Origin of the sequence: Flavobacterium sp. GCM10023249 (genome assembly GCF_042653365.1) — a bacterium.
Lineage (GTDB): Bacteria > Bacteroidota > Bacteroidia > Flavobacteriales > Flavobacteriaceae > Flavobacterium.
Window position 1 is genome coordinate 1 of the sequence record NZ_JBHSHZ010000012.1, and the last position, 25,868, is coordinate 25,868.

26 protein-coding genes, 1 tRNA gene and 1 pseudogene are annotated in these 25,868 nt (G+C 35.4%); 19 read left to right on the forward strand and 9 right to left on the reverse strand.

Annotated features, from left to right (window positions below; all coding sequences use genetic code 11):
* The 5 genes and pseudogenes from ACFO7M_RS10750 to ACFO7M_RS10770 form a co-directional block, all read right to left on the reverse strand.
* Positions 1–172, reverse strand: a pseudogene (locus tag ACFO7M_RS10750) (transposase); the annotation flags it as partial.
* A 312-nt stretch (positions 173–484) separates the two neighbouring features.
* Complete coding sequence (locus tag ACFO7M_RS10755) at positions 485–940, reverse strand: hypothetical protein (protein WP_379735602.1); 456 nt, start codon at positions 938–940, stop codon at positions 485–487.
* Positions 937–4,557, reverse strand: coding sequence for a DUF6443 domain-containing protein (locus tag ACFO7M_RS10760; protein WP_379735604.1), 3,621 nt, complete (start codon positions 4,555–4,557; stop codon positions 937–939). The genes ACFO7M_RS10755 and ACFO7M_RS10760 overlap by 4 nt, the downstream gene beginning before the upstream one ends.
* Positions 4,558–4,563: 6 nt before the next feature.
* Entirely contained in the window at positions 4,564–8,040 is a 3,477-nt protein-coding gene (locus ACFO7M_RS10765) for a hypothetical protein (RefSeq protein ID WP_379735606.1), read from the reverse strand.
* Position 8,041: 1 nt separating this feature from the next.
* Positions 8,042–9,703: a T9SS type A sorting domain-containing protein gene (locus tag ACFO7M_RS10770; RefSeq protein ID WP_379735608.1), complete on the reverse strand. Its 1,662-nt coding sequence runs from the start codon at positions 9,701–9,703 to the stop codon at positions 8,042–8,044.
* Positions 9,704–9,987: 284 nt separating this feature from the next.
* Here ACFO7M_RS10770 and ACFO7M_RS10775 point away from each other — a divergent pair, with 284 nt between their 5' ends.
* The 17 genes from ACFO7M_RS10775 (at position 9,988) to ACFO7M_RS10855 (ending at position 22,097) form a co-directional block, all read left to right on the forward strand.
* Positions 9,988–10,731, forward strand: coding sequence for a transglutaminase-like domain-containing protein (locus tag ACFO7M_RS10775; RefSeq protein ID WP_379735610.1), 744 nt, complete (start codon positions 9,988–9,990; stop codon positions 10,729–10,731).
* Positions 10,732–10,736: 5 nt separating this feature from the next.
* Positions 10,737–11,288, forward strand: coding sequence for a hypothetical protein (locus ACFO7M_RS10780; protein ID WP_379735611.1), 552 nt, complete (start codon positions 10,737–10,739; stop codon positions 11,286–11,288).
* 19 nt (positions 11,289–11,307) lie between these two features.
* The gene (locus ACFO7M_RS10785) at positions 11,308–11,802 is read left to right on the forward strand and encodes a hypothetical protein (protein ID WP_379735613.1); all 495 of its coding nucleotides are present in this window, start codon (positions 11,308–11,310) and stop codon (positions 11,800–11,802) included.
* A gap of 60 nt (positions 11,803–11,862) precedes the next feature.
* A complete protein-coding gene (locus ACFO7M_RS10790; RefSeq protein ID WP_379735615.1) occupies positions 11,863–12,411 on the forward strand; it encodes a hypothetical protein in 549 nt (182 codons plus the stop codon).
* Positions 12,412–12,481: 70 nt separating this feature from the next.
* A complete protein-coding gene (locus ACFO7M_RS10795; protein ID WP_379735617.1) occupies positions 12,482–12,871 on the forward strand; it encodes a hypothetical protein in 390 nt (129 codons plus the stop codon).
* A gap of 2 nt (positions 12,872–12,873) precedes the next feature.
* The gene (locus ACFO7M_RS10800; RefSeq protein ID WP_379735618.1) at positions 12,874–13,167 is read left to right on the forward strand and encodes a hypothetical protein; all 294 of its coding nucleotides are present in this window, start codon (positions 12,874–12,876) and stop codon (positions 13,165–13,167) included.
* A complete protein-coding gene (locus tag ACFO7M_RS10805) occupies positions 13,157–13,948 on the forward strand; it encodes a hypothetical protein (RefSeq protein ID WP_379735620.1) in 792 nt (263 codons plus the stop codon). The genes ACFO7M_RS10800 and ACFO7M_RS10805 overlap by 11 nt, the downstream gene beginning before the upstream one ends.
* Entirely contained in the window at positions 13,939–14,136 is a 198-nt protein-coding gene (locus tag ACFO7M_RS10810) for a hypothetical protein (protein ID WP_379715790.1), read from the forward strand. Before ACFO7M_RS10805 ends, ACFO7M_RS10810 begins: the two co-directional genes overlap by 10 nt.
* Before the next feature lie 131 nt (positions 14,137–14,267).
* Positions 14,268–14,738: a hypothetical protein gene (locus ACFO7M_RS10815; RefSeq protein ID WP_379715794.1), complete on the forward strand. Its 471-nt coding sequence runs from the start codon at positions 14,268–14,270 to the stop codon at positions 14,736–14,738.
* Positions 14,738–15,154 (forward strand): hypothetical protein, encoded by a 417-nt coding sequence (locus ACFO7M_RS10820; RefSeq protein WP_379735622.1) that lies wholly within the window; start codon positions 14,738–14,740, stop codon positions 15,152–15,154. Before ACFO7M_RS10815 ends, ACFO7M_RS10820 begins: the two co-directional genes overlap by 1 nt.
* A gap of 1 nt (position 15,155) precedes the next feature.
* Positions 15,156–15,812, forward strand: a complete 657-nt coding sequence (locus tag ACFO7M_RS10825) for a peptidoglycan-binding domain-containing protein (protein WP_379735624.1) — start codon at positions 15,156–15,158, stop codon at positions 15,810–15,812.
* A 107-nt stretch (positions 15,813–15,919) separates the two neighbouring features.
* Complete coding sequence (locus tag ACFO7M_RS10830) at positions 15,920–16,549, forward strand: glycoside hydrolase family 19 protein (protein WP_379735626.1); 630 nt, start codon at positions 15,920–15,922, stop codon at positions 16,547–16,549.
* A gap of 92 nt (positions 16,550–16,641) precedes the next feature.
* Complete coding sequence (locus tag ACFO7M_RS10835; RefSeq protein WP_379735628.1) at positions 16,642–17,535, forward strand: hypothetical protein; 894 nt, start codon at positions 16,642–16,644, stop codon at positions 17,533–17,535.
* Positions 17,502–17,972 carry a hypothetical protein gene (locus ACFO7M_RS10840; protein ID WP_379735630.1) on the forward strand — a complete coding sequence of 157 codons (471 nt, stop codon included), beginning with the start codon at positions 17,502–17,504 and terminating at the stop codon, positions 17,970–17,972. Before ACFO7M_RS10835 ends, ACFO7M_RS10840 begins: the two co-directional genes overlap by 34 nt.
* A gap of 2 nt (positions 17,973–17,974) precedes the next feature.
* Entirely contained in the window at positions 17,975–20,104 is a 2,130-nt protein-coding gene (locus ACFO7M_RS10845) for a zincin-like metallopeptidase domain-containing protein (RefSeq protein WP_379735632.1), read from the forward strand.
* 31 nt (positions 20,105–20,135) lie between these two features.
* On the forward strand, positions 20,136–20,507 hold the full coding sequence (locus ACFO7M_RS10850; RefSeq protein WP_379735634.1) for a hypothetical protein: 372 nt from the start codon (positions 20,136–20,138) through the stop codon (positions 20,505–20,507).
* Positions 20,508–20,513: 6 nt separating this feature from the next.
* Entirely contained in the window at positions 20,514–22,097 is a 1,584-nt protein-coding gene (locus ACFO7M_RS10855) for a hypothetical protein (protein WP_379735636.1), read from the forward strand.
* A 21-nt stretch (positions 22,098–22,118) separates the two neighbouring features.
* On the opposite strand, the gene ACFO7M_RS10860 is transcribed toward ACFO7M_RS10855, so the two are convergent.
* The 3 genes from ACFO7M_RS10860 to ACFO7M_RS10870 form a co-directional block, all read right to left on the reverse strand.
* Positions 22,119–22,406 (reverse strand): hypothetical protein, encoded by a 288-nt coding sequence (locus ACFO7M_RS10860; RefSeq protein ID WP_379735638.1) that lies wholly within the window; start codon positions 22,404–22,406, stop codon positions 22,119–22,121.
* Positions 22,407–22,423: 17 nt separating this feature from the next.
* Entirely contained in the window at positions 22,424–23,746 is a 1,323-nt protein-coding gene (locus tag ACFO7M_RS10865) for a tyrosine-type recombinase/integrase (RefSeq protein WP_379735640.1), read from the reverse strand.
* Positions 23,747–23,812: 66 nt separating this feature from the next.
* Positions 23,813–23,886 (reverse strand) — tRNA-Met (locus ACFO7M_RS10870).
* 149 nt (positions 23,887–24,035) lie between these two features.
* Here ACFO7M_RS10870 and ACFO7M_RS10875 point away from each other — a divergent pair.
* Positions 24,036–24,428, forward strand: coding sequence for an START-like domain-containing protein (locus ACFO7M_RS10875; RefSeq protein ID WP_379715833.1), 393 nt, complete (start codon positions 24,036–24,038; stop codon positions 24,426–24,428).
* A gap of 64 nt (positions 24,429–24,492) precedes the next feature.
* Positions 24,493–25,302, forward strand: a complete 810-nt coding sequence (locus ACFO7M_RS10880; RefSeq protein WP_379735642.1) for an aminotransferase class IV — start codon at positions 24,493–24,495, stop codon at positions 25,300–25,302.
* On the opposite strand, the gene ACFO7M_RS10885 is transcribed toward ACFO7M_RS10880, so the two are convergent.
* Entirely contained in the window at positions 25,299–25,859 is a 561-nt protein-coding gene (locus ACFO7M_RS10885; RefSeq protein WP_379715839.1) for a YqgE/AlgH family protein, read from the reverse strand. The two genes, ACFO7M_RS10880 and ACFO7M_RS10885, sit on opposite strands and share 4 nt — an antisense overlap.
* Positions 25,860–25,868: the final 9 nt, after the last annotated feature.

Below are 25,868 nucleotides of genomic sequence, written 5' to 3' on the forward strand. Positions count from 1 at the left end.
ACATAATGCAATAAGCATATATTTCCAATCCTTTTTTCTGTTGACAATGCTGTAATGCCTCTATAAGAAGAATTTTCTGATTGAGTCTAGTAAAAACATCTATCCAACCCACTACTGTTATGGTTATAAAATAGGCATCTTCAGTTGTTATGGCTTTATACTTTGTTGACATGGCGTGTATATAAAAACAAAACTACAACTTTTTTAGGGTTGTAGTTTTTATTTATTCTCTTTGTGGGCACGGATTGCAAATCCGCGCTATCGGGATTACAACACTACAAATAAGGTTTATAATTGAGTATTTTTTTATTTTTTCCATGTATTGAATAAGTAAGTCATATAATTAAATCCATTTTGAATTGCTCTTTGGTCAGCTGGTGTATCAAGGTTGTAGTTTATATTCTTTGTGGGCACGGATTACAAATCCGCGCTATCGGGTTGATATTGCTTCATCACTAATATCGGAACATAACTATATAAGTCATCATTCAATCTTTTCTAATACTATTATGACATTCTTTGACAATTTGTTTTTTTCAACCCAAGCATCTTCGTATGATTCTGCATTATAAAAAGTTAATACGTATCTTCTCTTATATTTCTTTTCTAAAATTAACCTATACTTGAATTCTGTTGTATCTATAAAACTATATTGTGCTTTTCTGATAGGAGCGTAGTGAATAATTTGATTATTGTTATCTTTTTCAAAAGATGAAATGACTTTTTCGTTATTTAAAATGTAAAAATGACTTATTGATTTATCAAATTTTAAAATTAAATTCTCTCTTATAACCTCACTACTGTTATAGATTATTCTCTTAAAGTCGCTATCACTACCTTCAACAGTTAGCACTTTGTATGACCCTTCGGGGAAATCATCAATTTTAATCGATTTACAAGAAATAAGCATAATACAAAGTATAAGAATTATTTGTTTCATTTTTTGTTATAATAAGGATTAGTAGTGTTTTCAATTGGAGCTGGAATATAATTAGCTCCTTCATTAACATTTGCTGGTAAAACTTTTCTTTCCATTGGTATTGTCCCAGTTTTTTGAATAATATTCTGTACTTTATCTCCACCGATACTTTTAAGAACTACCACCGCATAATGCCTTTCATTTACCAAAATTGTCTTAGTTGCATTATCAATATCACTCTTAAATTCGGGTTTACTCAACAAGACTTTGATTTCTACATCTGTCTTACCAAAAGCCTTTAGTCGTTGAACCATCATTTCAATTACTTGAGTTCTAACTTGACTCTCAGCTTTCGCTGTCAGCCTGTAATGAATAATTGTACCTATCTTAGAATCTTTTTGTTCGACAGATTCATACATTACCTGAATATACTTTGCAAGTTTATCTACATTTTCTTCACCAGTATTACCATACTGATATGACAATCCTACATCATTACAATTAGCTGCTAAGTTTGCACAATTTGATAAATTTTCTGCGCTTAACATTTGATTGATTCCTCTGTTTATTTGTTTAACCTCTGACAATTCAGACAATCCAAAAGAAGAACCCGTATTTATATTTGCTCCATTAAGTTCTGTCAACTTGTTTAAGACATCTACAGAAATTCCTAATTGTTTACTCAATGTTTCTATATTGTCACCTTCTTCAGCTGTAAATTGTAAAGAATAAACTACATCCCCGTTTGAGTTTGTATTTGAAATCAAACTAACAGTCCACATCCCATTTGGGTCAGTTGAATTGATAGGATTATTGTTTACATAATTATAACCTGATAAATGATAAAATGTTTCCGCCAACGGGTCTATATTCATCCAACGTCCCAATGCAGGGTCATAATTCCTTGCTCCATAGTCATACATATTCAGCCCTAGCTCGTCTTGCAGTTCCTTACCGTTGTATTTATACTTATAATTCAAAGAACTTGGAAAAGTTGTTACATTCCCCCAATCCATGATATATTGATCCGGTACGTTGTACCCTTGATGTTGCAATCCAAATGGGTAATAATTACTTTCTTCTGCAATAACTGGACCATCTCCTTTGTCATGGTACGTCAAACGAACGTTCCCCAAATGATCGGTGTAATTGAAATGGTATTGTGGATAACCTTCAACCCATTTCACAAAGCCTTCAGCATGAGGAATAAACTCCAAAACTGAGTTTTTATACTGATATCCACCAGCCAAATAATCCGTTTGGTCCATGGTCTGCATATGCATAGCACCTCTTGCTAATGAATTCGTGCTTGCCGATGCTGTGCGTCCAAGGATTTCGTCATCACCTCCTCCGCCCGGTGGATAGTACGTATTGAAATAATGTACTTTCTTGGCTACTTTCCTTCCTGTAGCATCGTAAAGATAATCAATTTTAGTATCCTTGTTGACGTCGTTTAAAAAAGTAATTACCACAGGTAAGTTCAAGTGATTGTACTGAATGCTACTGATTCCTTTGTTTTCATCACTAATCATGTTCCCGTTGGCATCGTACTGGTAATCAGTGCCATCATTGGTACCATCAGAATTCGGATCCCTACCTTCATTAAACCCATCCGACCAACCACTTTTATCAGTTACCTTAGCGAGTTGATTTTTATTATTGACATCATACGCATACATCAAGTTGTCTATCTCGTACTCATAACTCTCGTCTTCAAACGAGTTACGAACCAAAGTGGTGATGTTCCCGTTTTTATCGTAGGTCAGTTTTTCCTTATAGGCATTCTTGATGTTTTTATTGTCCGGTCGGGAATAATCCGCCTGCAACAATCGGTTCAAGTGATCGTACGTATATTCGTATTTACGCTTTTGATCATCATACAAAGTTCTCCAATAGGTTTCTGAGATATTCCCATTGAAAAGTGCCTTGTTGGTATCTTCCGGTGTATTGTAACTGATTTTGAAAGCAAATAAATCATCTTTATTTTCCAAATCGGTACTCAATAATCCATCAATATCATTGATAGCTTCCAACCAACCACGAATGTTGTATTTATAATCCACTTTTTGTAGTGCAGTATAACCAGTGGCGCTACCTCCAACATTCTTACTGGTCAATTGTCCCAAAGCATCATAGGTATTGCTGGCTAACAATTGTACATCACCACCGTTGATTTGTTGCACATGCAACGCCAAACGATCTTGTGGTGTATAGGTAAAAGTATCGGTAGTTACGATTTCAGCATCGGCATTAGCACGTTTGTGACGTGTAATGGTATGCTGTGTTTTCCCCATAAAATCCAGTTTGCTATCCACTTCGGTATAGCCTCCTAAATAATTATCGGTATGGGTTCTAACTGGTCGACCTTTGGTATCGTACAACGTATACGATAATTCACCCAATGTCTCGTTAGCAGTAGTCAAGATGCGTACCCAACTTCCGGTAGCCATTCCTTTCACCGCAGTTTCCACATTTTGTCCTTCCACTTGAGAAGGAAGAGTTGGAACTCCGGCATAACTATAATTATCGTAGTAATTTTTAGTCAAAACATCATTACTCCCCAATACAAACGGATTACTTCCACCATTCACATTATTTTGTTGCGTACCACGAGCGTACTGACTAATAGCAATCGGTCGCCATCCCGTTTGGGTCACTCTTCCATATACATCGTATTGGGTAATTAATACCCCTTGCGTACCATCACCCCATGGCGATAAAGCCGGTCCTGTGGCTATCGGGCGATCTAGAAGATCGTACACAATAAACTCCCATTGTTTTCCCGGTAATTTCTTAGCCACTAATCGGTTCCGATTATCGTAGCGGTACTGATAGCACAAGCCATTAAGAGTGGCTAAATCGATAGCGCCCTCTGCCAATGGTGGGATCACACACGCCAAGTTCCCAAACTGATCGTATACATAATACGTCTCGTGAGCATTGCCTTCATTGAACGTTCTTTTCAAAACCACTTTACCGGTTTTATCCTTAAATTCCTGCGTGGTATGGTTGTTCCCTGTGGTCCAGTTCTCGTCTTTAGTTATGGTCAAATACAACGTATTGGCACTATAGTTACCGTTTTGGGTTACTACATTGGTATATTCTAACGACGAACTATTCCAACTCGCATCCGCTTTAAACAGTTTTACGGCATTGGCTCCCTCGGCATCATTGGTACCGTACTCGAATTTGATTTCATGTCCGCTTCCCATTTTCCAGGCTTCACCCGGAGCGGCTTGTTTCAGGACTTTGTCTAAAGGAGAAGCCTCCAATAGTTTTTCACTGAACGGTGCGGTTGTGGTTTCTCCATTGGAAGGATTGGTATAATAGGAATTTTGCATTCCCAAGGCACCGCTCATATAATCCAATGTCGATACTCCGGTAGCAAAAGGCAAATAGTCTTTTACCAGTCTGCCATAAGCATCGTATTCGATATGGGTGACAATATTGGTTCCTGTGCCACTTTGTCCCTGGTCAATCTTTTGAATCGGGCGCCCCAATCCGTCATAATAGGTTACTACCGTTTGGGGTAATGTTCCTCCTGGACCTTTGTAGGTCGTAGCTTTCGTATAATTCTGATTCGTACTTTGAGCTAATGCAAAAGCAGGAACCAACAAAAGGTATAATAGTTTCTTCATCTTGCCTTAGTTTTTAAAGTTTTGGTCGAATTCTTTGATCACATTGTTATCATTGTCTTTGATCAACTTCAGACGATGTAATGCATCGTACTCATAAGTCATCTTCTTCCCGTTCGGGTCATACATTCTAACTAACAAATTCGTAATCGGATCGTACTCAAAAACGCTCACCATTGCATTTGGGAATTGGTTTCTAAAAGCCGTTATATCTCCAATACTGTTTGTGTTAGCATCTAAAGTTCCCGTAAAGTTCTCAATCTTGGCAATGACCTGATTTTGGGTGTTGTACAAATATTTAATCTTCACTCCACCGGTAAGCGACATTATGGTTGGATTTCCTTTGCTATCGTATTGTTCAAAAACGGCACGCTCTTCCAAATCAAAGTTCTCTTTGGCAGTTTGTATAGTTTCTGGTACAACTTTATTGCCCGATAAAACTTTATAAGTAGTACGCTTTTTATTCAAGACTCCTAAATTGTCACTTTGTTTGGTTTCAATTGGTGAAGCTACATTGTTTTGCGCCAACAAAGCGGCGTAAGCATTGGTTTGCGCGGTATTCAAACCGGTTAAAGTACCGTATTGATTCACATACACGTTTTCGTTAATTTGAAGTTCTCCGTTACTATTGGTCATCGTTATTTTTGTTGGCATTCCTCGTAATGCTCCGTACTCATAGGTTTGAGTGGTGGTGACTTTTTTGTAGGAAGCCTCCAATTGATCTTGTGTTGGAAATGCATTAGGATCTTCAACTTCTGAAGGTACATGAGCAACCAATGTAGCTGGTACCGGATCAATATAAGTAATCTCTTTTTCAGCTATTTTTTTAAAACCATGTGAATTAGTATAAAAATAACTTAACCAATAATTAGACAAGACCCTACCATTAGATCCACCAGATTGATTACAAAAAACTGATATATCACTTAGTAATTTATTTCCTTTTAGATTAATTTTTTGATACTCAATTAAATTAGCATACTCATAAGAAATTTCTTTTATTTTTTTTAAGTTACTACCAACATTTGAAAAAACTTTTTCTTTAATTAATTGTCCATTTAATGGATTAGGATTTGAATAAGAAATTTGATCTTCAAAAGACAATGCGTATTCCCCCAAAAAATTATTAATGCTTTTTGGTTCAAGTCTAACACTAGACAATGGAACTCCTAATGCAAAAGTCTTCTCTAAACCACCATTTTTAAATGGTTCCTCTTCTGTTCCATAACCCACAGTTACACAGCTATACTCTCTAAAATTTCCAAATAAAGTATTATCTAGAAAATCTGGAGTAGAATTAATAGTCTTGGTGACAACAGGAATCCTTACAGCCGAAATTCCCAATGTACCTAACCCTCCATAATCATCACTTCCTTGACATATGACAAGATACCCTCCATTTCGTTCTACATTTGCAAATTGAAAAGAATCTGCGCCAAGATCATTCAATTGATGATATGGTTTATAATAATATCTCTTAATTTCAGGATTAGAAGTCCCTAAAGAATAATTTTTGACTCTCTTAAGTCTTACTCCATAACCATTAGGAGCATGGTAGCCAGCATGTAATTGAAAACTCACATATCCAGTTGAGGAGTGGTAAGGACTTGCATCGATAGATGGAATTAAATCCAATTCAACTTTGTAATTATAACTTTTCTTAAACTGATAAAGAAATGAAATCGATTCTACTGATTCTTTTTGAAGTACTGAAACTACATTACCTAGCTGATCCTTCTCTGTTATTTTGACTTTGGCTTTAAAAGGTTTAGCATTTATATTTTCCTCGTTTTCATTACTTACTGAAAGAATTACGCTAACTGTCTGATCTCTAAATATAGGCCCCAATGATTCAACTGTATGAACTCCTTGATTACTGATATGAACTCCAGGAATTTCATCATGTAACTTTTGATAAACTCCATTTGAGAAACTTCCTTCTCCATCCAATCCACCTGTTCCATTAAAATATGTTTCTATGTGATAATTATCATACTTTGGTTCTATAAATGGTTGTGATTCGTATTCGAACTCAGAATAGCCTTTAGTTGGATAAACAACTTTTTTTAAAACTCCTTTACTTGCATAAAAAAAATCAGAAGTCCTATCAGGAGAATTAGTTTGACTATCATTTGAAAAATGTGGGTATAAATAAAGGTTTGACTTATTATTGAAATAGCCTAAAATATCTTTAGAATATGAATTTAAAGTCGGTAATGTATTCGGCTCATTATATTCAAAGACGTATGTTTCTCTTTTGTTATCTAAACCGGTAATCTGATTATTAAAATCAATTTTTGAAAGAAAAAAACGATGTATGTTTAATGGAACTAATCCGATATAATCAAAATTGACCTTATTATAAATACTATTTCCTTTATAATATTCAATAGATTTCAATACTTTTTTAAAATTCATAGCTGAATTATAGAAATCCCTATTGAATAGGATATAATCTTCTGTATCTGGACTATATATTTTTTTGACCTTTTTCTCATTTACTATATATTGTTGCGTTAAAGTGAAACCTGAGGTTACCGATTCGCTTGTTTCTGGCAATCCAGGACAACTATAAAATGAATTATTAGAGTGACTTTCTGCAAATGGATCAATTATTTTTTTTACTTTAAAATAATTGGTATTGATTGGGACATTATGAGGTACTGTAGTTTCATATTCTAACAAAATGGAACCGTTAAGGGGATGTTCAATTTTATAAAGATAAAAAGATGTGATACCTCCAACAGCATCAAGATCAGGATTACCATTATTACGAACCATCAAGGCTGATTCCTCAGAAGCATTTACCCCTCCAAAATAGAATTTTACTCCATCAGGCGTTGTTATCAAAAAAGTCTTTCCTTCGCGCAAACGTTTACTTTTATCAGGGTCACTTCCAAAAATTTCAATACGCAACTCTTGATCATTTTTTGTCAGAACCGGGTCAAAAGAATCATTCAAAAAGAAAGAACCGGAATAACCCAAAAAGTTGAAATTGAAAATATCATTCTCTTTATCAATATTTTTATTATCAATAATTGCCCGTAACTGTTGCGCTTCAACACTACAATCCTCTTTATTAAGGTTCATGATCTGCGTTAGCGATAATGTCAATTTATCCAGTGATTCATCAGGTTGTCCTTTGATTTCACGGCTGATTAGTCCACCGGCATTTAATGTCCAGTTAATACCAACCTGAGTTGGAATGTCAGCAATTTTTACACCCGCCCCGTAATAATTTACACTTACAGGAAGACTAAGCATTCCTGCATTATACTGCAAAATAGGGACATTTAAATTAACCTTACCATTAAATTCATCCACAGGGACATCCCCGTATTTAGTCATGGAAAAAGCCTCCGGTGCTGGTGGAGTTGAATTGGGAATAAACGATTTATTTTTATCTATATCTTCCGGTGTTTGTGCATATACAGTGGTCATACTTCCTAAAAGCAATGCCCACAAATAGATATGAATTTTCTTCATCTTACTTCTTTAAAATTTTCACGGCTTGGGTACCGTTGTTCGTACTTACATTAATCAAATAAACGCCTTGTGGCAAATTGTTCAACGCAAACGGAATTTCTTGCTCACCATTCAATTGTTTCACTTGCAACTGCCTTCCATTGATATCATACAACGTAGCGGTACCTCGCTCGTATTCAAAATTAATGCTCACATTGGTGCTACTTACTGCCGGATTCGGATACGCCGCCAATATCTTTTCTATTTTCTTTTTCTCTGTGTTTTTCAACTTCACAATCCAGTAGTCGTTTCCTCCTATCTTGTTGTTTTTGTCTCTGGATTTCTCTCCATTCGAAGTTCCGGCCAATAAATAACCGCCGTCCTTGGTAGGAATTACTTTCTTCAATACTTCATCACCACGACTTCCAATGGTTTGTGACCACAATTCTTTTCCTTTGCCGTCAATCTTCAAAGCTATATAATCGTTGATGCCTTCCTTTTCTTTACTAATACGAAGTCCCGTGCCTTTGTTTTTGAGTTCACTTTGTGCAAAACCACCAATCAGTAGCGTACCATCGGTATCTTCGGTTAGGGTAGAAAACACATCATTCGTTCCGAAATTGAAGGTTTCCTGCCAATCGGAAACACCTTCCGAATCCAATTTGATCACCCATAAATCGGTGCCTTTGGCATTGCTTTTTGTTTTGTTACTGTTTTGTGTTTTTCGGTTGTTGCTACTTTGGGATTCTGGCCCCGAATTACCACCAACGATAAAACCTCCATCTTGCGTTTGCATCAAACTAACCAATACATCATCGCCTGTTCCTCCTAAAGTTTGTTGCCAAATGATAGATCCTGTGGCATCCACTTTCAATATCCAGTAATCACCAAGTCCAATAGTATTGCTAGTCTTATCTCCGGATTGCGGCGAATTGGAATAACCTCCTAATAAATACTCATTATTGGCTAAAGGCTGAATGACCTTCAGTTCGTCTTGGAATCTGCCACCAAGAGTTTTTTGCCAACTTACACGACCATTGGCTTCCAATTTCACCATCCAAAAATCCAATCCACCTTTAGAGTCTTCTTTTTTTAGATGAGAAGCAATCACACCATTGGCACCGGGCTTGCTTTTGGTAGAACTCGATGAACCGGCAATAGCATAACCGCCATCAGCCGTCTGAACGATACTACTTAGTTTTTCCTGACCATTACCGCCAATAGTATTTTGCCACTGGATGCCTCCTGCATTGTCAATCTTAACAATCCAGTAATCGGTCGATCCTTGACAGGCATACAACTTATCGCCGTTTTTCCCGGAAGTAGAAATTCCAGCCAAAATATAACCGCCATCCGAAGTCGCTTTCACCGATTGCAGCAAATCCATACCGGAACCGCCATAGGTTTTCTGCCATAGCAAATTATTATGGGCATCCATTTTGCATACCCAATAATCCAGGTCGCCCTTATTGGCCTGGGTCATATTCCCGGTACGATTGGAAGTGGTACTTCCGGCAATTAAAAATCCGTCATCTGATGTCGGTATCGCATCAAACAAATACTCCTGACGAATACCGCCAAGCGAACTTTGATACTCCACCTGCTGGTCCTGCGCATAGGATGTAACCACACAGAAAGTCATGAGAAACAAAAGGAATGCTCCCCTAGTGTAATGATAAAACATAAATAATGAGATTAAATAAAATTAGGACAGTTGGTTATAAATACGAAAAGTCTTATTTTTTGCAAAAATAGGATAATTAGTAGTTACAAAGCAATCACTAATTTTAGTGATTTTTTACCTATAAATACGTAAAAGTAAGTGAACACAATTGTAAGTATTTGAAATTAACATATCTATCTATACAGTTTGCAACTTTGCATCAACAATACTAAACAATTGAATAAAATCAGTAGTAACCTTAAATCAAAATCAATGAAGAAACATAAACGCTAAAACCACACTATATGAGCAACTTCGATTCTATTTTACATCGAAAGCTATCCAATGAAAGTTCTTTACTTAATGATTTGTTTCCGGCAACCAAAAACACAACCACAAACCTTGGATTAGGTAACACCCACCACACAGTTCATCAAATGAAAAAATGGGTTGGACTGCATTACCATCAAACTAATAAAGTTGCCAAACTCCTAAAAAGAGCAACGCTAAAAGAAACGGTCAATCTGATTTATTCCTTTTTGTACAATACACTTCAGTACAAACAGGATTACACACTTCAACAACTCAGATCACCAACCAACAGCATCCGCAACCGAAAAACTGGTTTAGATTGTAAAAGCTATTCAATTTTCGCATCGTGCATCCTTACTTCATTAGGCATAAAACATTACATCAGGCAAATCAAGCAACCGCACTTTAAGCCTACACGATTCACCCATGTTTACATAGTTGTTCCGATTAATCAGGAAACCGCCAATCTCAACGACGGTTACTACCCTATTGACGGAACGGTAAAAGGAAACCGAGAACCATTATTTATAACCACAAATGACACTTTTATGGACAAACTTCCACATGTTGGGTTAAATGGTGCCAAAAGAGCATCCAAAACCAAATCAAAGAAAAAACCAGTTGCAACCAAACGCAAAAAAACGGTTGCAACCAAAAAAAAGAAATCTACTAACATTGTGAGAAACGCTGTTATTGGATTGGGGACAATTGCAGTTGTATCACAGTTACTCAAGTAAAAACTATGATGACAATTGAACAAGAGAGCGGTTTACATCCCGGTCTCAATGGACTTAAAATTGGTAAGTTCATCAAGAAAAACATCAAGTCAGCGAAAAAAGACATCTCGATTAAAAATATCGGCAAAGTTGTAAAAGTAGCTGCACCAATCGCAACTTCACTTATACCGGTTAGTGGCGGATTGGTCAACAAAATGTTAACTTCCAAAATCGGTAAAAAAGCATCTAAGATAGCCAATTCAAAAGCCGTCAAGAAAATCAAAAATGTGGTCAATACCGGAAAAAAACTTCAATCCTCCCTGGTAAAACCAAAAGCACCTCAAACAAGTTTCAACTATATGGGGGCAACACAACAACCAGTTGCGCAATCAGTTGCAGAACAATCGGGAACATCAATTTATCAAGAACAATTCTCCGAATTACCCAACATTGAAAAAGTAGATTATTCAACACCTGAAACAACACCGTTACCAACAGAACCAAAAGACAATACACTTCTTTATGTGGCCGGTGGACTTACACTTGTAGGAGCAATTTATTTCGCAACCAAAAAATAACTAAAAACTAAAACAAGTTATGAATACAAAAATTTTAAGATCAATGGCCTTTATGGCATTAGGAGCAGTTGTAGCTCGTGGCGTTGGAGGCTTAGCACCAACAACGGCTAATCCTAAATTAGTTCACGGTGGCTTAGCTGGCGCATCAGCTTTTGGCGCAATGAAATTCAGCAACCCAGATTTACAATCCGCATTAATTGGTGCAACCGTGGTAAAAGGATTGGATTTAGGTAAATCTATTTTTGAAGGTACATCAACCGCTGCGAATTTACAAGCTAAAACAGACAAAGCAAGTGCGTTCTTACGTGGTGCAACCGGTTTAGGATGTCCTTGTGAAGAAGGTTTAGGCTATGCCGATCAAATGGCATATTTAAACGGAGCTTCAGAAATGTATATCGATGAAGCAGGAAACGTCATTGGATTGGGTTTCGCAGAAGATGAAGAAAATTATTTAAACGGAGTTGAAGAATTAGCTTATCTAAATGGCGTAGAAAACGAACTCGCAGTTTTATAAACATTAACTAAATAAATCATTAATAATCAGTCAATCAATCATCAATCAAAAAACAGAACAATGAGTAGAGAATCAAAAAGAGGTTTAGCTTTTGCAACCTTAAAGAACAAAGGACTAGTACAAGAAGGTGCTAAATTAACCGACACGGTAAAATACATCGTAGTTGATATTTCAGGTGCCGGTGGTATTTTCCCAATTATGGATTCTAATACGAAGAAAAAAGTCGGCGTATGTAATTTCGATGGGAACAAATTAAATGTTGGCCGTCATTTAGTAATCGACGGAATCAAAATCGAAAAAGCCACAGCAGGATCAACACCAGAAACGGCACAATTTTCTGGAAACACCACTCTTCCACCGGAATTATCAAACACTGAATTTAGAGTAAAACAAGGTGAATCAGTGCCTATCGACATTTCAACTAGTGATTTGAATCAAAGAGCTGACAGTACATACGGAATTAAATACCGTGAATTCACTACCGCTCCAGTTTTGGTAGCCAATGAAGAAATGGAAATGTATTTACACTTCCCTGCCGGTGTAGCTGCACCTGCAAATACTATCATCAAAGTTTCTTTCAATTGTCACCAAATCAAGGGCGACAAATAATCCAAACCATCCACTGTATTAAAACAAATATCCTTCCTGTTTAGGAAGGATATTTTAAACTTCAATTCTCATGAACACTCATAGAACAGAGACCATCACCGTAAAATTACCCAATGGTTCCAATGTTGGTTCGGTTACACAAGCTTTACCCAAAGGTTTTGTTTTAGGTGTAAATGTTTTTATCCAAACACCAGGACAAAACGACTTATTCCTGAACGCAGCCATTAAAAATGATGCAGGTGGTTCACCTAACAAACCTACTGACATTCGTTTTTTCAAACCACGTCAAGGAGGATCATTTGATCAAAGCTATGTACCGATTAAACAAGAAACACAAGGGCAAACTTTCATCTTTGAAGTTACTACCGCTACAGGAAGCGCACTTCCCATCAATGACACTTACATTCAATTTGTATTGATCTACGAACAAAAGGACGATCATACTTGCTTAAATAGATAGAAATGCTACAAACCGGACTTACAACTATACCTGTTACAACCGATCAAACCATTGAGCTTGAAAATGTAACTTCTGTTCAAATCATTACTGGAGAAAGCAATAACCAAAAAGTTTTTATCAACGGTGTACCACTTGTTGACAGATTAGAAACAATTCTTCCAGCTGATGGTACAGTTTGTCCTTCAATTTCTATGACTATTGAATTTAGGGATGGACTTATACCTACTTCAAGTCCGGTTTGCCTTATCTATTTGAGAATTCGAAAACTTTTAAAATGTGTGAATAATGGGAAGTAAATTAGACAGTGTATTACATAATATCAACAATAATAAAAACTTTCTTTTATCAATATTCGATACCGAAGCTGCAACCAATGTTGTGAAATATTTTCCTGGAGCAAAGATCCTGGAGCAATTTGGTAATGGTGAAGCTTACTTCGAACATCTATTTCAGAACGGCCATAGAAATATGGTAATCAGTTCACACGCCAAAAATGGATCAGGAAAGAAGAAACTCGAAGAACCAATCACAGTTTCACTAAGTCCGAACAATGACACTTCAATGGAAACCGTATCGCAATCAGTTCCAAATCCATTATATCCTGCAATGCCAATGACAGCCGCAAAAAATGAAAATTTCGGTTTGGGAGTTCCTGAACTTATGAGTTTATATGTCGCTCAAAGTGAAGCCAACAGATTAAGAGGCGAAAATGCCGAATTGAAAGCAGACAACAAACGATTGGAGGCAGAAAACAAAAAGTACCATGAACAAATCTTGTCTGATAAATACGACTACGACAAGGAAAAAGACAAAAAAGAATCAACAAATAACACGATTCAAGGCTTGATGGGTGCTTTACCAATGGTTATGCCCTACTTAATGCCAAATCAACAATCTGGGTTAAATGCTCCAACTGATTTCGGTAGCCAGGTAAAAAACGATTTTATCCAAACTATCAAAACCAAAGATGATATTACAATCACTGTCTTGTCTAAAATTACTCAACATTTAGGCGAAAACGAACTCTTCTCAGCAGAACTACTTGAACTTTTAAAAAAACACAACTTATGGCAGTAAAAACTGAAATACAAATCCCAATTACAACTGCAACTCCATTTGAAGCAAAAGCCAAGATGCTAGCTATTAAAACAATCGCAAGTTTAGATACTGATGCAGTTGAAAAACTGGCAGAATTGGCCCAAAACCCAAAGGCGGTAAACAAACTAAAAAACAGTTTTGGAATGATCAAGGCTTTCATTGGTTAAATAAAAATTTGAGCGCAAAGCCTAATAAGCCGAGCGCTCACGCCATTGGCGTGAAACAATCTTTCGTGTATGACTAAGCTGACATCCCCAAAATTCTTGTCAGCTTAACGCACGAACTAAAACAAAAACAAATGAGTAAACTTGGTAATCCTGCAATTACAGCGGTATTGGCAACACCCGAAGGACAAAAAGCGCTATCCAATGCCACTCATGCAAGCTCAAAAGCAATCGACCTAGCTTTTACCGTTTTAAAGGTTGGCATTTTCTGTCTAGGAGGCTATTTAATTTACAACAAGTTTATTAATGGTTTTGATACTAAAAAAGAAGATTCAAATTACAGGCCTTCTAATATCACAACCCAGGGTGCAGCAATTCGAGCCGAAAATCTTTATCGTGCAATGTACGGCCCTGGCGACAACTTCAATAAAGTCGCAACCAACTTAAAAGGGCTGAACTATAACGGTTATATAAGAGTTTACAATGCTTTTGGGGAACGCAGAGGTATGGATTTAAAAAAGCAGAATTTGGAAGAATGGTTATTCGACAACTTCACAGAATCTGAAATCAAACAACTAAAATTCTTAACCAATAACGCCTTTTAATGAAAACAAGAACAAAAATTATTGGAGGTGTTATTCTGGCCGGAACAATTGCCGGAATAATTTTCCTCAATAAAAAAAACACTACTCCAAAAGGAAGGTATTTAGACGATAATCCTGAAAGCAATTTAACAATAGTCTTTGATCCAAAATTAGTGGCGCAAAAGCTTTATGAAGCTATGAAAACTACCGGAACGGATGAAGACTACATCTTTGAAAATTTAACTGGTGTTACTCAAAATCAATTTGCTGCAGTCATCAAAGCTTTTGGATTAAAACCCTATAACAGTCTAACCGGTAATCAATACGGTGTGATTGGAACAACACTTCCCAAAAGAGATTTAAAGTATTGGTTGAAAAACGAACTATCTGACAAACAATACAAACTATTACGAACAAAATTTCCAAACTTCTTATAATATGGGTTTCTTACAAAATTTAGACAACGAAGATAAGCTCTTAATAGGCGTAGGATTGCTCTCTGCGGGATTATTAGGAATTCTGTGGTGGAGAAAGAAAAAAGCCGAACAGGAAGTTAGCCAATTACCTATTGAGGAACCCTTAGAAGCGACATCGATTCCAAAAGTGGCTACACCACCAATATCAAAACCTAAACCTCAAATTACACTTAACAGATCACTGCCATTAAAAAATGGTTCTCGTGGAAATGAAGTACAAGAGCTTCAAAGAAAATTAGGTGTAGAAGCTGACGGCATTTTCGGTTCAAAAACTGAAACTGCCTTATTGAAAGCCAAAGGTGTAAAATCCATCACTTTGAACCAATTTGACGGCAAAACGAGCTTACCAATTAAACAAGCCGCTAAAGTGGTAACTACAATAAAAATTCCAAAGCCAGGACAAAAGTTGATGGCTATAAAAGATGACTTCAACATTTTTAAAGCAGCACAAAATGCAGATGGTACCTACACCAACACCGGTGCATCAGGAACATTCTCAACTTTTAATTATGGTGAAGAAGTTGGAATTTTTAAAGTAGCAAGAAATAACGGCCAATACCTTATTGAACGTGAGGGTAAACTTTATTTTGTTACCGGTACTAATGTAAAAGCCTATTAAATGAACACAAACACTAAACTTATTCTGTTGTTTGCGCAATTGGCAATTTCAATGATGCTTTTATCCGACAATGAGTCAAAAACAACAGAACCCCGAAAAGTAACACTATGATAGATTTTGTGTATAAAAATGCCAGAACGTTTTTGGTTTCAATGGCAAGAAACGGTATAAACACACCAATACGTATTTATCATTTCTTAGGCCAAACCGCTCACGAAACCAATGGGTTTACACGATTTGAAGAAAACCTGAATTACAGTGCAGCTTCACTTAAAGTCAAATTTACTGCTTTTAGTTCCAATCCTGGACTAGCTGATAAATACGGTAGAACTACAAAACAAAAAGCCAACCAGATAATGATTGCCAACATTGCTTACGCAAATAGAATGGGTAATGGTTCGGTGAATAGTGGCGACGGTTGGAAATTTAGAGGGCGTGGACTGATCCATTTAACCGGACGTGCCAATTATGAAGCCTACAAAAAATACTCCGGCATCGATGTGGTATCAAATTCGGATTTAGCCTCAAGATTGGATATAGCTATCGATATAGCATGTTGGTTTTGGTCAAGAAACAAGCTCAATACTTATGCAGATAGAAACGACAGCACAGGATTAACCAAAATCATAAATGGTGGTTCAAACGGATTGAAAGACCGGATTTCTAAAACAAATTACTTCAAGGAAACAAAAGTTTCCATTGATGTTTTGAAAAAAAAAAATCAAGCCAGTCATTAAAATCAACATTGCTAATTGGCTCACTAATAACTCTAGCAACTGGAATCTATTTCATCAAATTCCAACACAACTAACCAAAAAATCAAAATTCAATGTATAATCTAATCGCTAAACTTATGAGTTGGTATGAGCATCATAAGATTGACATAAACGACATTACAGGACTCATTGTAACAATTATCCTGGGCAACTTTATCAAAATTTACCGCGAGCCGGAAAACCCGAACAAATGGAGATTCTCACGTTTCATCAGCGAACTTTTACTTTCTTCTTTAATCGCATTTACCTTCTACAAAGCAAACGACCTGTGGTTACATCTACCTTATCTTTTTACCATGATTCTATGCGTTTGGTTCGGCTCGCTTTCCTCTAAAATATTTGACGAGATGGACAACTTAATTTCCTGGGCATTTGAAACTGTAAAAGCCTATTTCAATAAAAAGTTTTTAACTCCATTTATTGCCATAACTACTGGTATGTTGTTAATCGGTTGCAAAGGATCGCAACCGGTTGCAACCAAACAAAACCAACAAATTAATACAGAAATTTCAAATCATAATCTAAGAAGCGAGATTATTAAAAACCAAGCAATAATCGATAGTTTAAAAATTAGTATTGGCGAAATTAAAACTTCAAAACCAGAATGTGATAGTATAACTCAGGCGGCAATTAAAGAATTACTCAATCGGCTGAATACCAAGAAAATTTCAGGTAACAACTCATTCGGAGCTTATTATGATACACTCAAAAATGAAATCGTAATGTATGCCAACATTGCAGCCACACAGGATGAAAAGATAAAGGAATTAGAATGGAAACTAAGCAGAAAAGAACAAACTACTAAAGAAAACAAACCCGTAAAATACATTCCAAAAGAAGTGAAAGTGCTTGCTTTTTTTGGACTACTCCTACTTCTCTACTTTCTCTACAAAATCTTAAAACCATTAATCTTATGGGTTGGAAAACGATCGCTGCCATTACCTTAGCAGGAGCTTCAATAACGGCTTTATATGTAAAAAACAAAGTCGATAGAATGACCAAGCAATTCGAGAACATTCAAATCATTCCGGTAGGCTTCCGAGGCTTAAAATTAAAATGGAACAATGGATTTCCTTTACTTGAGTTCAAAGTTGATTTTAAGTTGACTAATCCACAACCTGAGCCGTTTGATTTAAATGGATTCATCGCTAAGCTTCAACGAATTATCATATATGATGGAAAAGGAAAACCTCTTGGGGTAAGCACACCTAATTTAGACCGGTTAACTATTCCAGGAAACGGAACTTCAACTTTGCCTAACGTACCATTTACAGTTGATGCAACACAACTTCTTAAAAACATAGTCGACTACAAAAACATCAATTTATCAAACTTCAAGTTTGAAGGAATCATTTCAATTTTAGGAACAGAACACAAGATTTAATTATGAATCTCAATCAGAAATTTAATTCACTTCATGGAACCATAGTTTCTCGTAAAACTTTGGAAAAGCTTTTAGAGAAAGCCGACAAAGAAAAACACACTCATATTTCAACACGGATTATAAGAATACTTGAAACCTATCCTGATGATCGTTTTTTGATTGAGATTACTAGTCTAGTAGAACCTTATGGTTTGAATGGCGTAGAAATGGAAATGTTGGATATTGATGAAATCAATGAACCTGAGAATGAATCCGGATTAAACGGAATCCCTCAGGCTGATATTTATGATTTGATCACTAAGAAAATAATTAAAGATTTTGAAAATGATCATAATTGGGAAAGCGGAATCAATGACACTTTTGATGATGATAGTTTTTTAACTGCTTTCAATTTTAAAACTAAAAAACCTTACCGTGGTATCAATCAACTTTTATTGGGTGATATATTGGGAACTGGAAAATTGAAAAACCCCTATTATTTGACATTTAACCAAGTAAAGGAATTAAAAGGAACGGTGAGAAAAGGGGCAAAATCACACGATGCAATTTTCTATACCATCCTATACAGATACAAAGACTTCAAGACTACAGATCGCCAAAAGTTCATTGACTATTTAAAAACTACAGGAAAATTCAAACCGGAAGAAATTCCTGCTGCTGTTGCTTTGAACGGATATGGTATAATCAGAATATATAATGTTTTTAATGGTTTTGATATTGACGGAATTGATTTTAAACTCGATCAGTTAAAACCAAAACCATCAAAAGATGATGACAAAATTGACATAGCTGATAAGATCATCGAAAGGTACCCTGCTCCAGCTCCGGCTATCAAATACGGAGGTAAACAGCCATTTTATGAACGAATAAGAGACTTTGTTCAAATGCCAAAAAAGACTTCATTTAATGATATTCGAATCTTCTATGCAGTTATGTTTCACGAGCTTGTTCATAGTACCGGCTCACCGAATCGATTAAACCGTGAAAAAGGCGCAAAATTCGGAGATAATAAATATGCTTTCGAGGAATTAGTTGCCGAAATCGGAGCTTGTTTTCTTTCTGCCACTTGTGGTTTTCTTTATTATGTAAACAAAAATGCCAACTCATATATCAAAGGTTGGAGACAGGGAATTATTGCCGAATTAAAAGAAGATAATAAAGGAATTTTTAAAGCTGCTGCTTTTGCACAAAAAGCGGTCGATTTTATGCTAACCAATATTACTGAAAAGGATTTTGAAGCATCAGAAACTCTTTCGATTAAAAAAACTGATTCACGAAAGAAAGATTCAGTACACAAAAAAACAACTATCAAAGCAATACCAAAACCCATCATTGCAAAAAGAAAACAAAAACAACTTTCCCTTTTTGATCCTGGATTGAAATCCCCAGCAACCAAAAAAACAAAAGAAGCTCTTCAACCAATTTCTACAAATCCAAAAGTTCAAAAAATAGGAGCTTCCAACAATCATAAATCGGAATATTTCAAAGTTTCCGGTGAAGAAGGTAAATTTTTACAAGCAGTAGAAAGAAAACCAATACATAGCGTAGTCATAACAATGGATGGTCAACAAGGAGCGGGAAAAACAACTACGTTGTACAAGTTCATGAACTCTTTTGCTGAACCCGGTAACAGATGTCTTTTTATTTCAGGTGAAGAGCATCCATCAAGTGATTTGGCTAAGGATAAAGTCAAAAAATACCTATCCAATTCAGCACAACAAAACATCGATAGCATTGGTGAATTAGAAAGCCAGGAAGAATTGTACAAATTGATTGCTCCTTACGAAATCATTTTCATTGATAGTTGGCAAAAACTTCAACGAATGGTGGGTAATATCCGTCTTGACGAAGATTTGAGAAAGAGATTCAATGGAAAAGTTTTTGTGATCATTTTCCAACAAACCACTACTGGAAGAACCAAAGGTGGAGCTGAAGTTGTTTTTGATGGTGATATTATCATTAAAATGATTAAAGAGGCAAAGTTCTCCGAAAACTATGCCTATTTCGATAAAAACAGATATACCAAGGTTCCTATCGAAACCATACGCTACAATATTGCATCCGGAAAGAATTACAATCCTGAACAGCCGCAAGAATCTAAACCTTCCAAATTTTCTTTTTCAGTCAATTAACCATGAAAACCAACAAATCAAATACAAATAAATGAGTCAATTAAAAAAAGAAACTTTTAAAACCCCAAACGGAAAACCTCTTACAATTTCAAGAAATGAGTTGATTAAAACCTCTCAATCATCAATAAAGTTGTGGCAATCTATAGAGAAGGAAAAAGGTTGGAAAATTCAAGCTAAGAAAGAGTTAACCTTTTGGCGTTTTATGTTAAAACAAGCAACAATACAAAAAGAGAAAACTAGTTTAAAAGCACCTGCAAGTAAGGGTTTAACAACACTTTGTGCGATGAATGTGGGTGTTACCGGTCGTCGCAAAAAAGATGGAACGCAAAAGAAAGGATATGTTGCTAAAAAAGGGGGAAAACTTGTAAAGAAATCAACCAAAACAAGAAAAGTAAAATTGTAAATCATTATGCCAAAAATCCATTTTATAAAAGAAGAGAACGGCAACGTAGTTATTAGAAAAACGGCTTCGAATGAGATAATTACTTCACTTTCTCCATCTCAAATAGTTCAAACCAGTTTGGACAATTCAAATTGCATCATCATCAAAAGCTTCTTGGCCAACGAAACTGAAAAAGGAATTGTTATTAATTATAAAGATATTGATGCTTCTTTGTGTGTTCCACCCATTTTTGCAAACAATCGCAATTCGGTTTTAGAAGCATTAAAAAAAGATTTTTTTTTTAGCCTAAGTGGTCAACAAATAATCTTTGTTGATCATATGGGGCAAATTCCCGAAGTTGGTAAAGAACAAACACTTTATGTTACAAATCTTGAAAAGAAGATTGGCTATTGGCACAAACACACTGAGGAATACCGATGGTTCGAACAAATCGAATATTATTACACACGGAATGACTTTCCTCCGCAAGGTGTAATTGGGAACTTGTATCTTGAAATAGCCACTTTTAAACTGTACTTTTATTTTGGTGATTACTATGAATTTAAGTCAGGATTACAAAATTTAGAAAACACTATCGTCTCTCCTACTGAGGTTATCCGCACTTTCTATTTTGATATGTCTTTTGGTTGGAACAACCGAGTTGATTTACAATTACCATTTGGAGATATTTCAGGAATCACCACATTAAAATTAACTTCCAATGAGTCCTATGGAAGCCTTAATAAACAGTTTTCATTTGAAAGTAATATCAATAATAATCAACTCAATTACTACAAAACCAAGAACGGTCCTGTACTATCAAGCGACATTTTGAATGAATTGGGAATTGGAGAAGCTACAGTTAAATTGGATCCGACTACTGCAATGAAGCGAATTACAATTCCAATCATTAAACGAGTAGAAAAAGCTATCAATTCATTGAAACTGGAAGTAAAATTTGAAAACCCTAAAGCATTCAACAATTATATTCAAAGCTTCATGGATGTAATGTCGATTTCTTCCAATTATAGTTCAACAACGCCTTTTGTTCCTTTAAATTATGAAACTGTTGGCTATTTGCAATCAGGACAACGAAGTAATAAATTATACAAACAACTTATAGTTGATCCTAATACTGGTACTTTATTGCAATCCAATCAAAATTATTGCCTTATTCCAATCAGTAAAAAGATAATAACTAACGTAAATGATCCTATAAATTCAAGATACATTGGCATAGAGAATGAAATCACAAACCATCTTAATGTTATTGACCCAACACCAAACACACCCTCAAAATCGGTATTTTCAAACACAATTATAGCTACTTATGAAAAGTTGAAAATCATAAGCGGGAAGCTATTTTGCACAGATAACAATATTCGGATATTTTTTAAATATGTTACAATTAACTCAGGAACTCTCACTCATTATGGTAGTCCGGCATTAATTGCTCAATTTGATCTTGTGAAAGGATGGAATGATTTACTATTCCAGGACACTTTAGATTTTGATGCTGGGCCGGCAACATTCATTATAATTGAAGTGCAATCATTAGCCCAATCAACTAGAAATGTAATTATACATGGTGGTTTAAGCTGCCTAAATTAAAAAGCCTGCAATATGCAGGCTTTACTTTTTTATTTTAAATCCAATACGGTAAAAATCGTCTAAATACTGTATAAAAAATTGCTTATCTACTTCTTTATGTCTCTTAAATAGTATTTTTAGTTTTGCTTCATTTATTTTATCAATATCTATCCAATAGGCAATCACTTTTCTTTTATTAAGCAATCTTACAATATAATTAGGCCTTTTATTATTATCAAGATAATCTTGTACAGAAGTATTTAAACCCGGATTAATATGCTTAAAAATTGAAATAATTGTTTCCAATTCATGATCATTAATTTCCTCCATTTAATTATTTTTTTAAACTATCCGAAAATCTTAACTTTTAAAACTGCTTCTTCTATCGTTGTCAATATCTTAGGATCGATATAATGTTTCTCTAAAACTTGTTCTGTGGAGTGAGATGTTAATTTACCAGTATCTTTACCCATTGCATGATTAACCCAACTAATATATGTTTTTCTCAAATTCTTCAAACTAACTTCTTTGTTTATACCTGCTCCTTTTCGATAATGAGTAAACGACCTCGATAAGTTTGTTTTTATCGTTTCTGAGCTAATATCTCGTTGAGGAAACAAAATATACTCTGAAGTATATTTTTTGTCGTTATATCCCATTTCATTTAGCAAATCCATCAAATCCGAATTGATTGGTATGTGTTTGAATTGTGAAGCACTGCTTTTTCCTTTCGCGTTATTTGATCGTACAACCTTCAAATTTTGAATTTTGAAGAATTGTACATCATTTTCAGTAATTAAAATATCGGACCACTTTAGATCAACCACTTCCTCTCTTCTTCCTCCAGTCAATAGAAACAATCGAAAACCATCTTTCAGATATGGTTGATACATACTTCTATTTCGTGTATTTTTCTTACCCCAAGGTACAATTAGATTGAAGTTATCTACCGCCTTTAGAATACTATCAAATTCATTTTTAGTCAATGTCTCGTTATCTGACTTTTGAACTGATTTTGATACGTAGGTTTCAAAAGGATTTTTCATTTCAATCTCTTCTACATTGATCAAGAAATCAAAAAAAGATTTCAAACCACTCATACATTTATTGAATGTAGATGGACCATAATGTGTTTCTGCCCAGGAATAAAAATTGGCCACATGGTTTTGTGATACCTTTTCAATCCTCATCTGCTTGATATCGTCTGTTTTTTCTAAAGTCTCAGAAAACAGTCTACAAAAACGAATCGCTTCGTCTCTATGTCCTTTAGATACTATTTTTCTTCTATGTACGTATTCATGCTCACCCGATAAATATTCATTGTATTTTTCAATTGCACTTGTAACAGTATAGTTTTTGGGCTTTTCATTACTAGCCTGAGTTTCGTAGGGATTGAATCCATTTTCCAAAAGTTGTAAAAGTTTCTTACGAAGGCCTTCAATTGCTTTGGTCCTTTCTTTTAAGGTTTTAAATCGATTAACGCCCAAATAAACATTTTTTTGTCTTGTCAATTTTCCATCGATGGGATTTCTGAAAGAATAGTACACATACCATCTCACTGACAAATCATCATTTGCCGTATAAATCTTAGGTTCTGAATATTGTTTTTTAAAACTCAAATCGTGTTCGTTTCCGTGTTCTTTTAGTAAAAGTAGTGAAAGTTTAGACATAAAAAAAGCGGTTTTAAATTGCTTTAAAACCGCATAAAATCTGTCTTTTCTGATTTTTCAACCTAGTAGCGAGGACGGGAGTTGAACCCGTGACCTCAGGGTTATGAATCCTGCGCTCTAACCGACTGAGCTACCTCGCCATTATTCATTTGTAGTGCATCTCTCAATGCGGGTGCAAATATAGCACTAAATTCGTTTGTTCCAAATTTATTTTAAGAAAAATATTTATTTCCATTTTTATTTTTTTTTCAAAACTTAATTCTATATATTTCCCAAAAAATAACAATACATGGATAGCAAAATACGTTATGAATTAGAATTTCCTATTCACTCTTCGCCGCAACTTTTATATCAATATATTTCAACTCCATCAGGACTTCAAGAATGGTTTGCAGATAATGTGAATTCTCGCGGGGAGTTTTTCACCTTTATATGGGATGATTCGCAAGAGAAAGCTCGTTTATATTCAAAGAAAACTGGAGAAAAGATAAAGTTCAAATGGGTTGATGACGACAACAAAGACACTGAATATTACTTTGAATTGCGAATATTAGAAGACGATATCACTAAGGATGTTTCATTAATGGTAGTAGATTTCGCCGAAAGAGACGATCTAGAAGAAGCAAAAATGCTTTGGGAAAATCAGGTATCCGACCTCAAACATGTAATCGGTTCTATCTAGGAATTCCAATTTTTAAAACTTAAATTTGTCCCGCCTTGTTCTAAAAACGAGTCGGGATTTTTTTATGCAAACACATTCTTTACAAACCAACAGAGGTTTTTTATTCGGTGATGCCGTTTTTGAAACAGTAAAAATTTTAGACAATAAAATTCTATTTTCAGAAGATCATTACTTCAGATTAATGGCTTCTATGCGTATTTTAAGAATGGAAATCCCTATGAATTTCACTTTGGAATTCTTTGAAGAAAGCCTACTTTCCATGGCCAGAAATGAACATTTGGAAAATTCAGCAAGAGCCAGAATCACCGTGTTCAGAAAAGACGGAGGCTTATACCTTCCTAAAACCAATGAAATAGATTATATTATTTCTGTTTCCAATTTAGAAAATCCTATATATGCTTTTGAAAAAAAAGCGTATGAAGTAGACATCTACAAGGATTTTTACATCTCCAAACAACTCCTTTCCACTTTAAAAACCACCAATAAGGCGCTCCACATCACTGGAAGTATTTTTGCAGATGAAAACGGATTGGATAATTGCATCTTACTTAACGATGACCGAAATGCAACAGAAGCACTCAATGGAAACATTTTCATGCTTAAGAACAGTGTTTTAAGTACCCCACCAATCTCCGAAGGCTGTTTGAACGGAATTATGCGCAGACAAATTCTAGCCATTGCTAAAACAGTTGAAGGAATTGAAGTGAAAGAAGAGGCCATATCTCCTTTCGACCTACAAAAGGCCGACGAATTATTCATCACCAACGTTATTAAAGGAATTCAGCCCATCACAAAATACCGCAAAAAAGAGTTCAACACCACTTTATCTGAAAGTTTGCTTCAAAAACTAAACACCAAAATACGATTAGGCTAATTATAAATAGGATTTTCAGGTGCGTTTGCCCAAATTAGGTATTCCCCACCTTGTTCTTTAATTTTTTCTTTCCAAAAATCGGTTGGAGATTTTGCAATAATTTTATTGCGAAGTTCGTTTTCCGAAATAATCCAAGAATTGGATTCCAATTCACTTTGTAATTGCTCAGCATCCCAACCCGAATACCCTAAAAAGAATCGAATATTATTGCGTCCCACTTTTCCGTCGTTGATTAAGTTCTTGGTCAGCTCAAAATCACCACCCCAATAAATCCCTTCTGCAATTTCAATACTACCAGGAATCAACTGTGGAACGTTGTGAATAAAATAGAGATTGTCCTGCTCAATGGGTCCTCCATTATAAATTTTAAATGTAGCGCTAATTTCAGGAATCAATTCATGTAAGGTATACCCCAAAGGTTTGTTAAGTATAAACCCAACCGAACCATCTTCATTGTGGTCTGCAAGCAAAACCACCGATCTGTTAAAAGATAAGTCTCCCGTGATAGAAGGTTCTGCTACAAGCAAGTTTCCTTTTTTTGGTTTTACAGCTATCATAACACTAAT

Excerpts from the sequence above, each read along its gene's own strand:
- ACFO7M_RS10755 (WP_379735602.1), bottom strand. The coding sequence starts at position 940 with ATGAAACAAATAATTCTTATACTTTGTATTATGCTTATTTCTTGTAAA.
- ACFO7M_RS10760 (WP_379735604.1), bottom strand. The coding sequence starts at position 4,557 with ATGAAGAAACTATTATACCTTTTGTTGGTTCCTGCTTTTGCATTAGCT.
- ACFO7M_RS10765 (WP_379735606.1), bottom strand. The coding sequence starts at position 8,040 with ATGAAGAAAATTCATATCTATTTGTGGGCATTGCTTTTAGGAAGTATG.
- ACFO7M_RS10770 (WP_379735608.1), bottom strand. The coding sequence starts at position 9,703 with ATGTTTTATCATTACACTAGGGGAGCATTCCTTTTGTTTCTCATGACT.
- ACFO7M_RS10775 (WP_379735610.1), top strand. The coding sequence starts at position 9,988 with ATGAGCAACTTCGATTCTATTTTACATCGAAAGCTATCCAATGAAAGT.
- ACFO7M_RS10780 (WP_379735611.1), top strand. The coding sequence starts at position 10,737 with ATGATGACAATTGAACAAGAGAGCGGTTTACATCCCGGTCTCAATGGA.
- ACFO7M_RS10785 (WP_379735613.1), top strand. The coding sequence starts at position 11,308 with ATGAATACAAAAATTTTAAGATCAATGGCCTTTATGGCATTAGGAGCA.
- ACFO7M_RS10790 (WP_379735615.1), top strand. The coding sequence starts at position 11,863 with ATGAGTAGAGAATCAAAAAGAGGTTTAGCTTTTGCAACCTTAAAGAAC.
- ACFO7M_RS10795 (WP_379735617.1), top strand. The coding sequence starts at position 12,482 with ATGAACACTCATAGAACAGAGACCATCACCGTAAAATTACCCAATGGT.
- ACFO7M_RS10800 (WP_379735618.1), top strand. The coding sequence starts at position 12,874 with ATGCTACAAACCGGACTTACAACTATACCTGTTACAACCGATCAAACC.
- ACFO7M_RS10805 (WP_379735620.1), top strand. The coding sequence starts at position 13,157 with ATGGGAAGTAAATTAGACAGTGTATTACATAATATCAACAATAATAAA.
- ACFO7M_RS10810 (WP_379715790.1), top strand. The coding sequence starts at position 13,939 with ATGGCAGTAAAAACTGAAATACAAATCCCAATTACAACTGCAACTCCA.
- ACFO7M_RS10815 (WP_379715794.1), top strand. The coding sequence starts at position 14,268 with ATGAGTAAACTTGGTAATCCTGCAATTACAGCGGTATTGGCAACACCC.
- ACFO7M_RS10820 (WP_379735622.1), top strand. The coding sequence starts at position 14,738 with ATGAAAACAAGAACAAAAATTATTGGAGGTGTTATTCTGGCCGGAACA.
- ACFO7M_RS10825 (WP_379735624.1), top strand. The coding sequence starts at position 15,156 with ATGGGTTTCTTACAAAATTTAGACAACGAAGATAAGCTCTTAATAGGC.
- ACFO7M_RS10830 (WP_379735626.1), top strand. The coding sequence starts at position 15,920 with ATGATAGATTTTGTGTATAAAAATGCCAGAACGTTTTTGGTTTCAATG.
- ACFO7M_RS10835 (WP_379735628.1), top strand. The coding sequence starts at position 16,642 with ATGTATAATCTAATCGCTAAACTTATGAGTTGGTATGAGCATCATAAG.
- ACFO7M_RS10840 (WP_379735630.1), top strand. The coding sequence starts at position 17,502 with ATGGGTTGGAAAACGATCGCTGCCATTACCTTAGCAGGAGCTTCAATA.
- ACFO7M_RS10845 (WP_379735632.1), top strand. The coding sequence starts at position 17,975 with ATGAATCTCAATCAGAAATTTAATTCACTTCATGGAACCATAGTTTCT.
- ACFO7M_RS10850 (WP_379735634.1), top strand. The coding sequence starts at position 20,136 with ATGAGTCAATTAAAAAAAGAAACTTTTAAAACCCCAAACGGAAAACCT.
- ACFO7M_RS10855 (WP_379735636.1), top strand. The coding sequence starts at position 20,514 with ATGCCAAAAATCCATTTTATAAAAGAAGAGAACGGCAACGTAGTTATT.
- ACFO7M_RS10860 (WP_379735638.1), bottom strand. The coding sequence starts at position 22,406 with ATGGAGGAAATTAATGATCATGAATTGGAAACAATTATTTCAATTTTT.
- ACFO7M_RS10865 (WP_379735640.1), bottom strand. The coding sequence starts at position 23,746 with ATGTCTAAACTTTCACTACTTTTACTAAAAGAACACGGAAACGAACAC.
- ACFO7M_RS10875 (WP_379715833.1), top strand. The coding sequence starts at position 24,036 with ATGGATAGCAAAATACGTTATGAATTAGAATTTCCTATTCACTCTTCG.
- ACFO7M_RS10880 (WP_379735642.1), top strand. The coding sequence starts at position 24,493 with ATGCAAACACATTCTTTACAAACCAACAGAGGTTTTTTATTCGGTGAT.
- ACFO7M_RS10885 (WP_379715839.1), bottom strand. The coding sequence starts at position 25,859 with ATGATAGCTGTAAAACCAAAAAAAGGAAACTTGCTTGTAGCAGAACCT.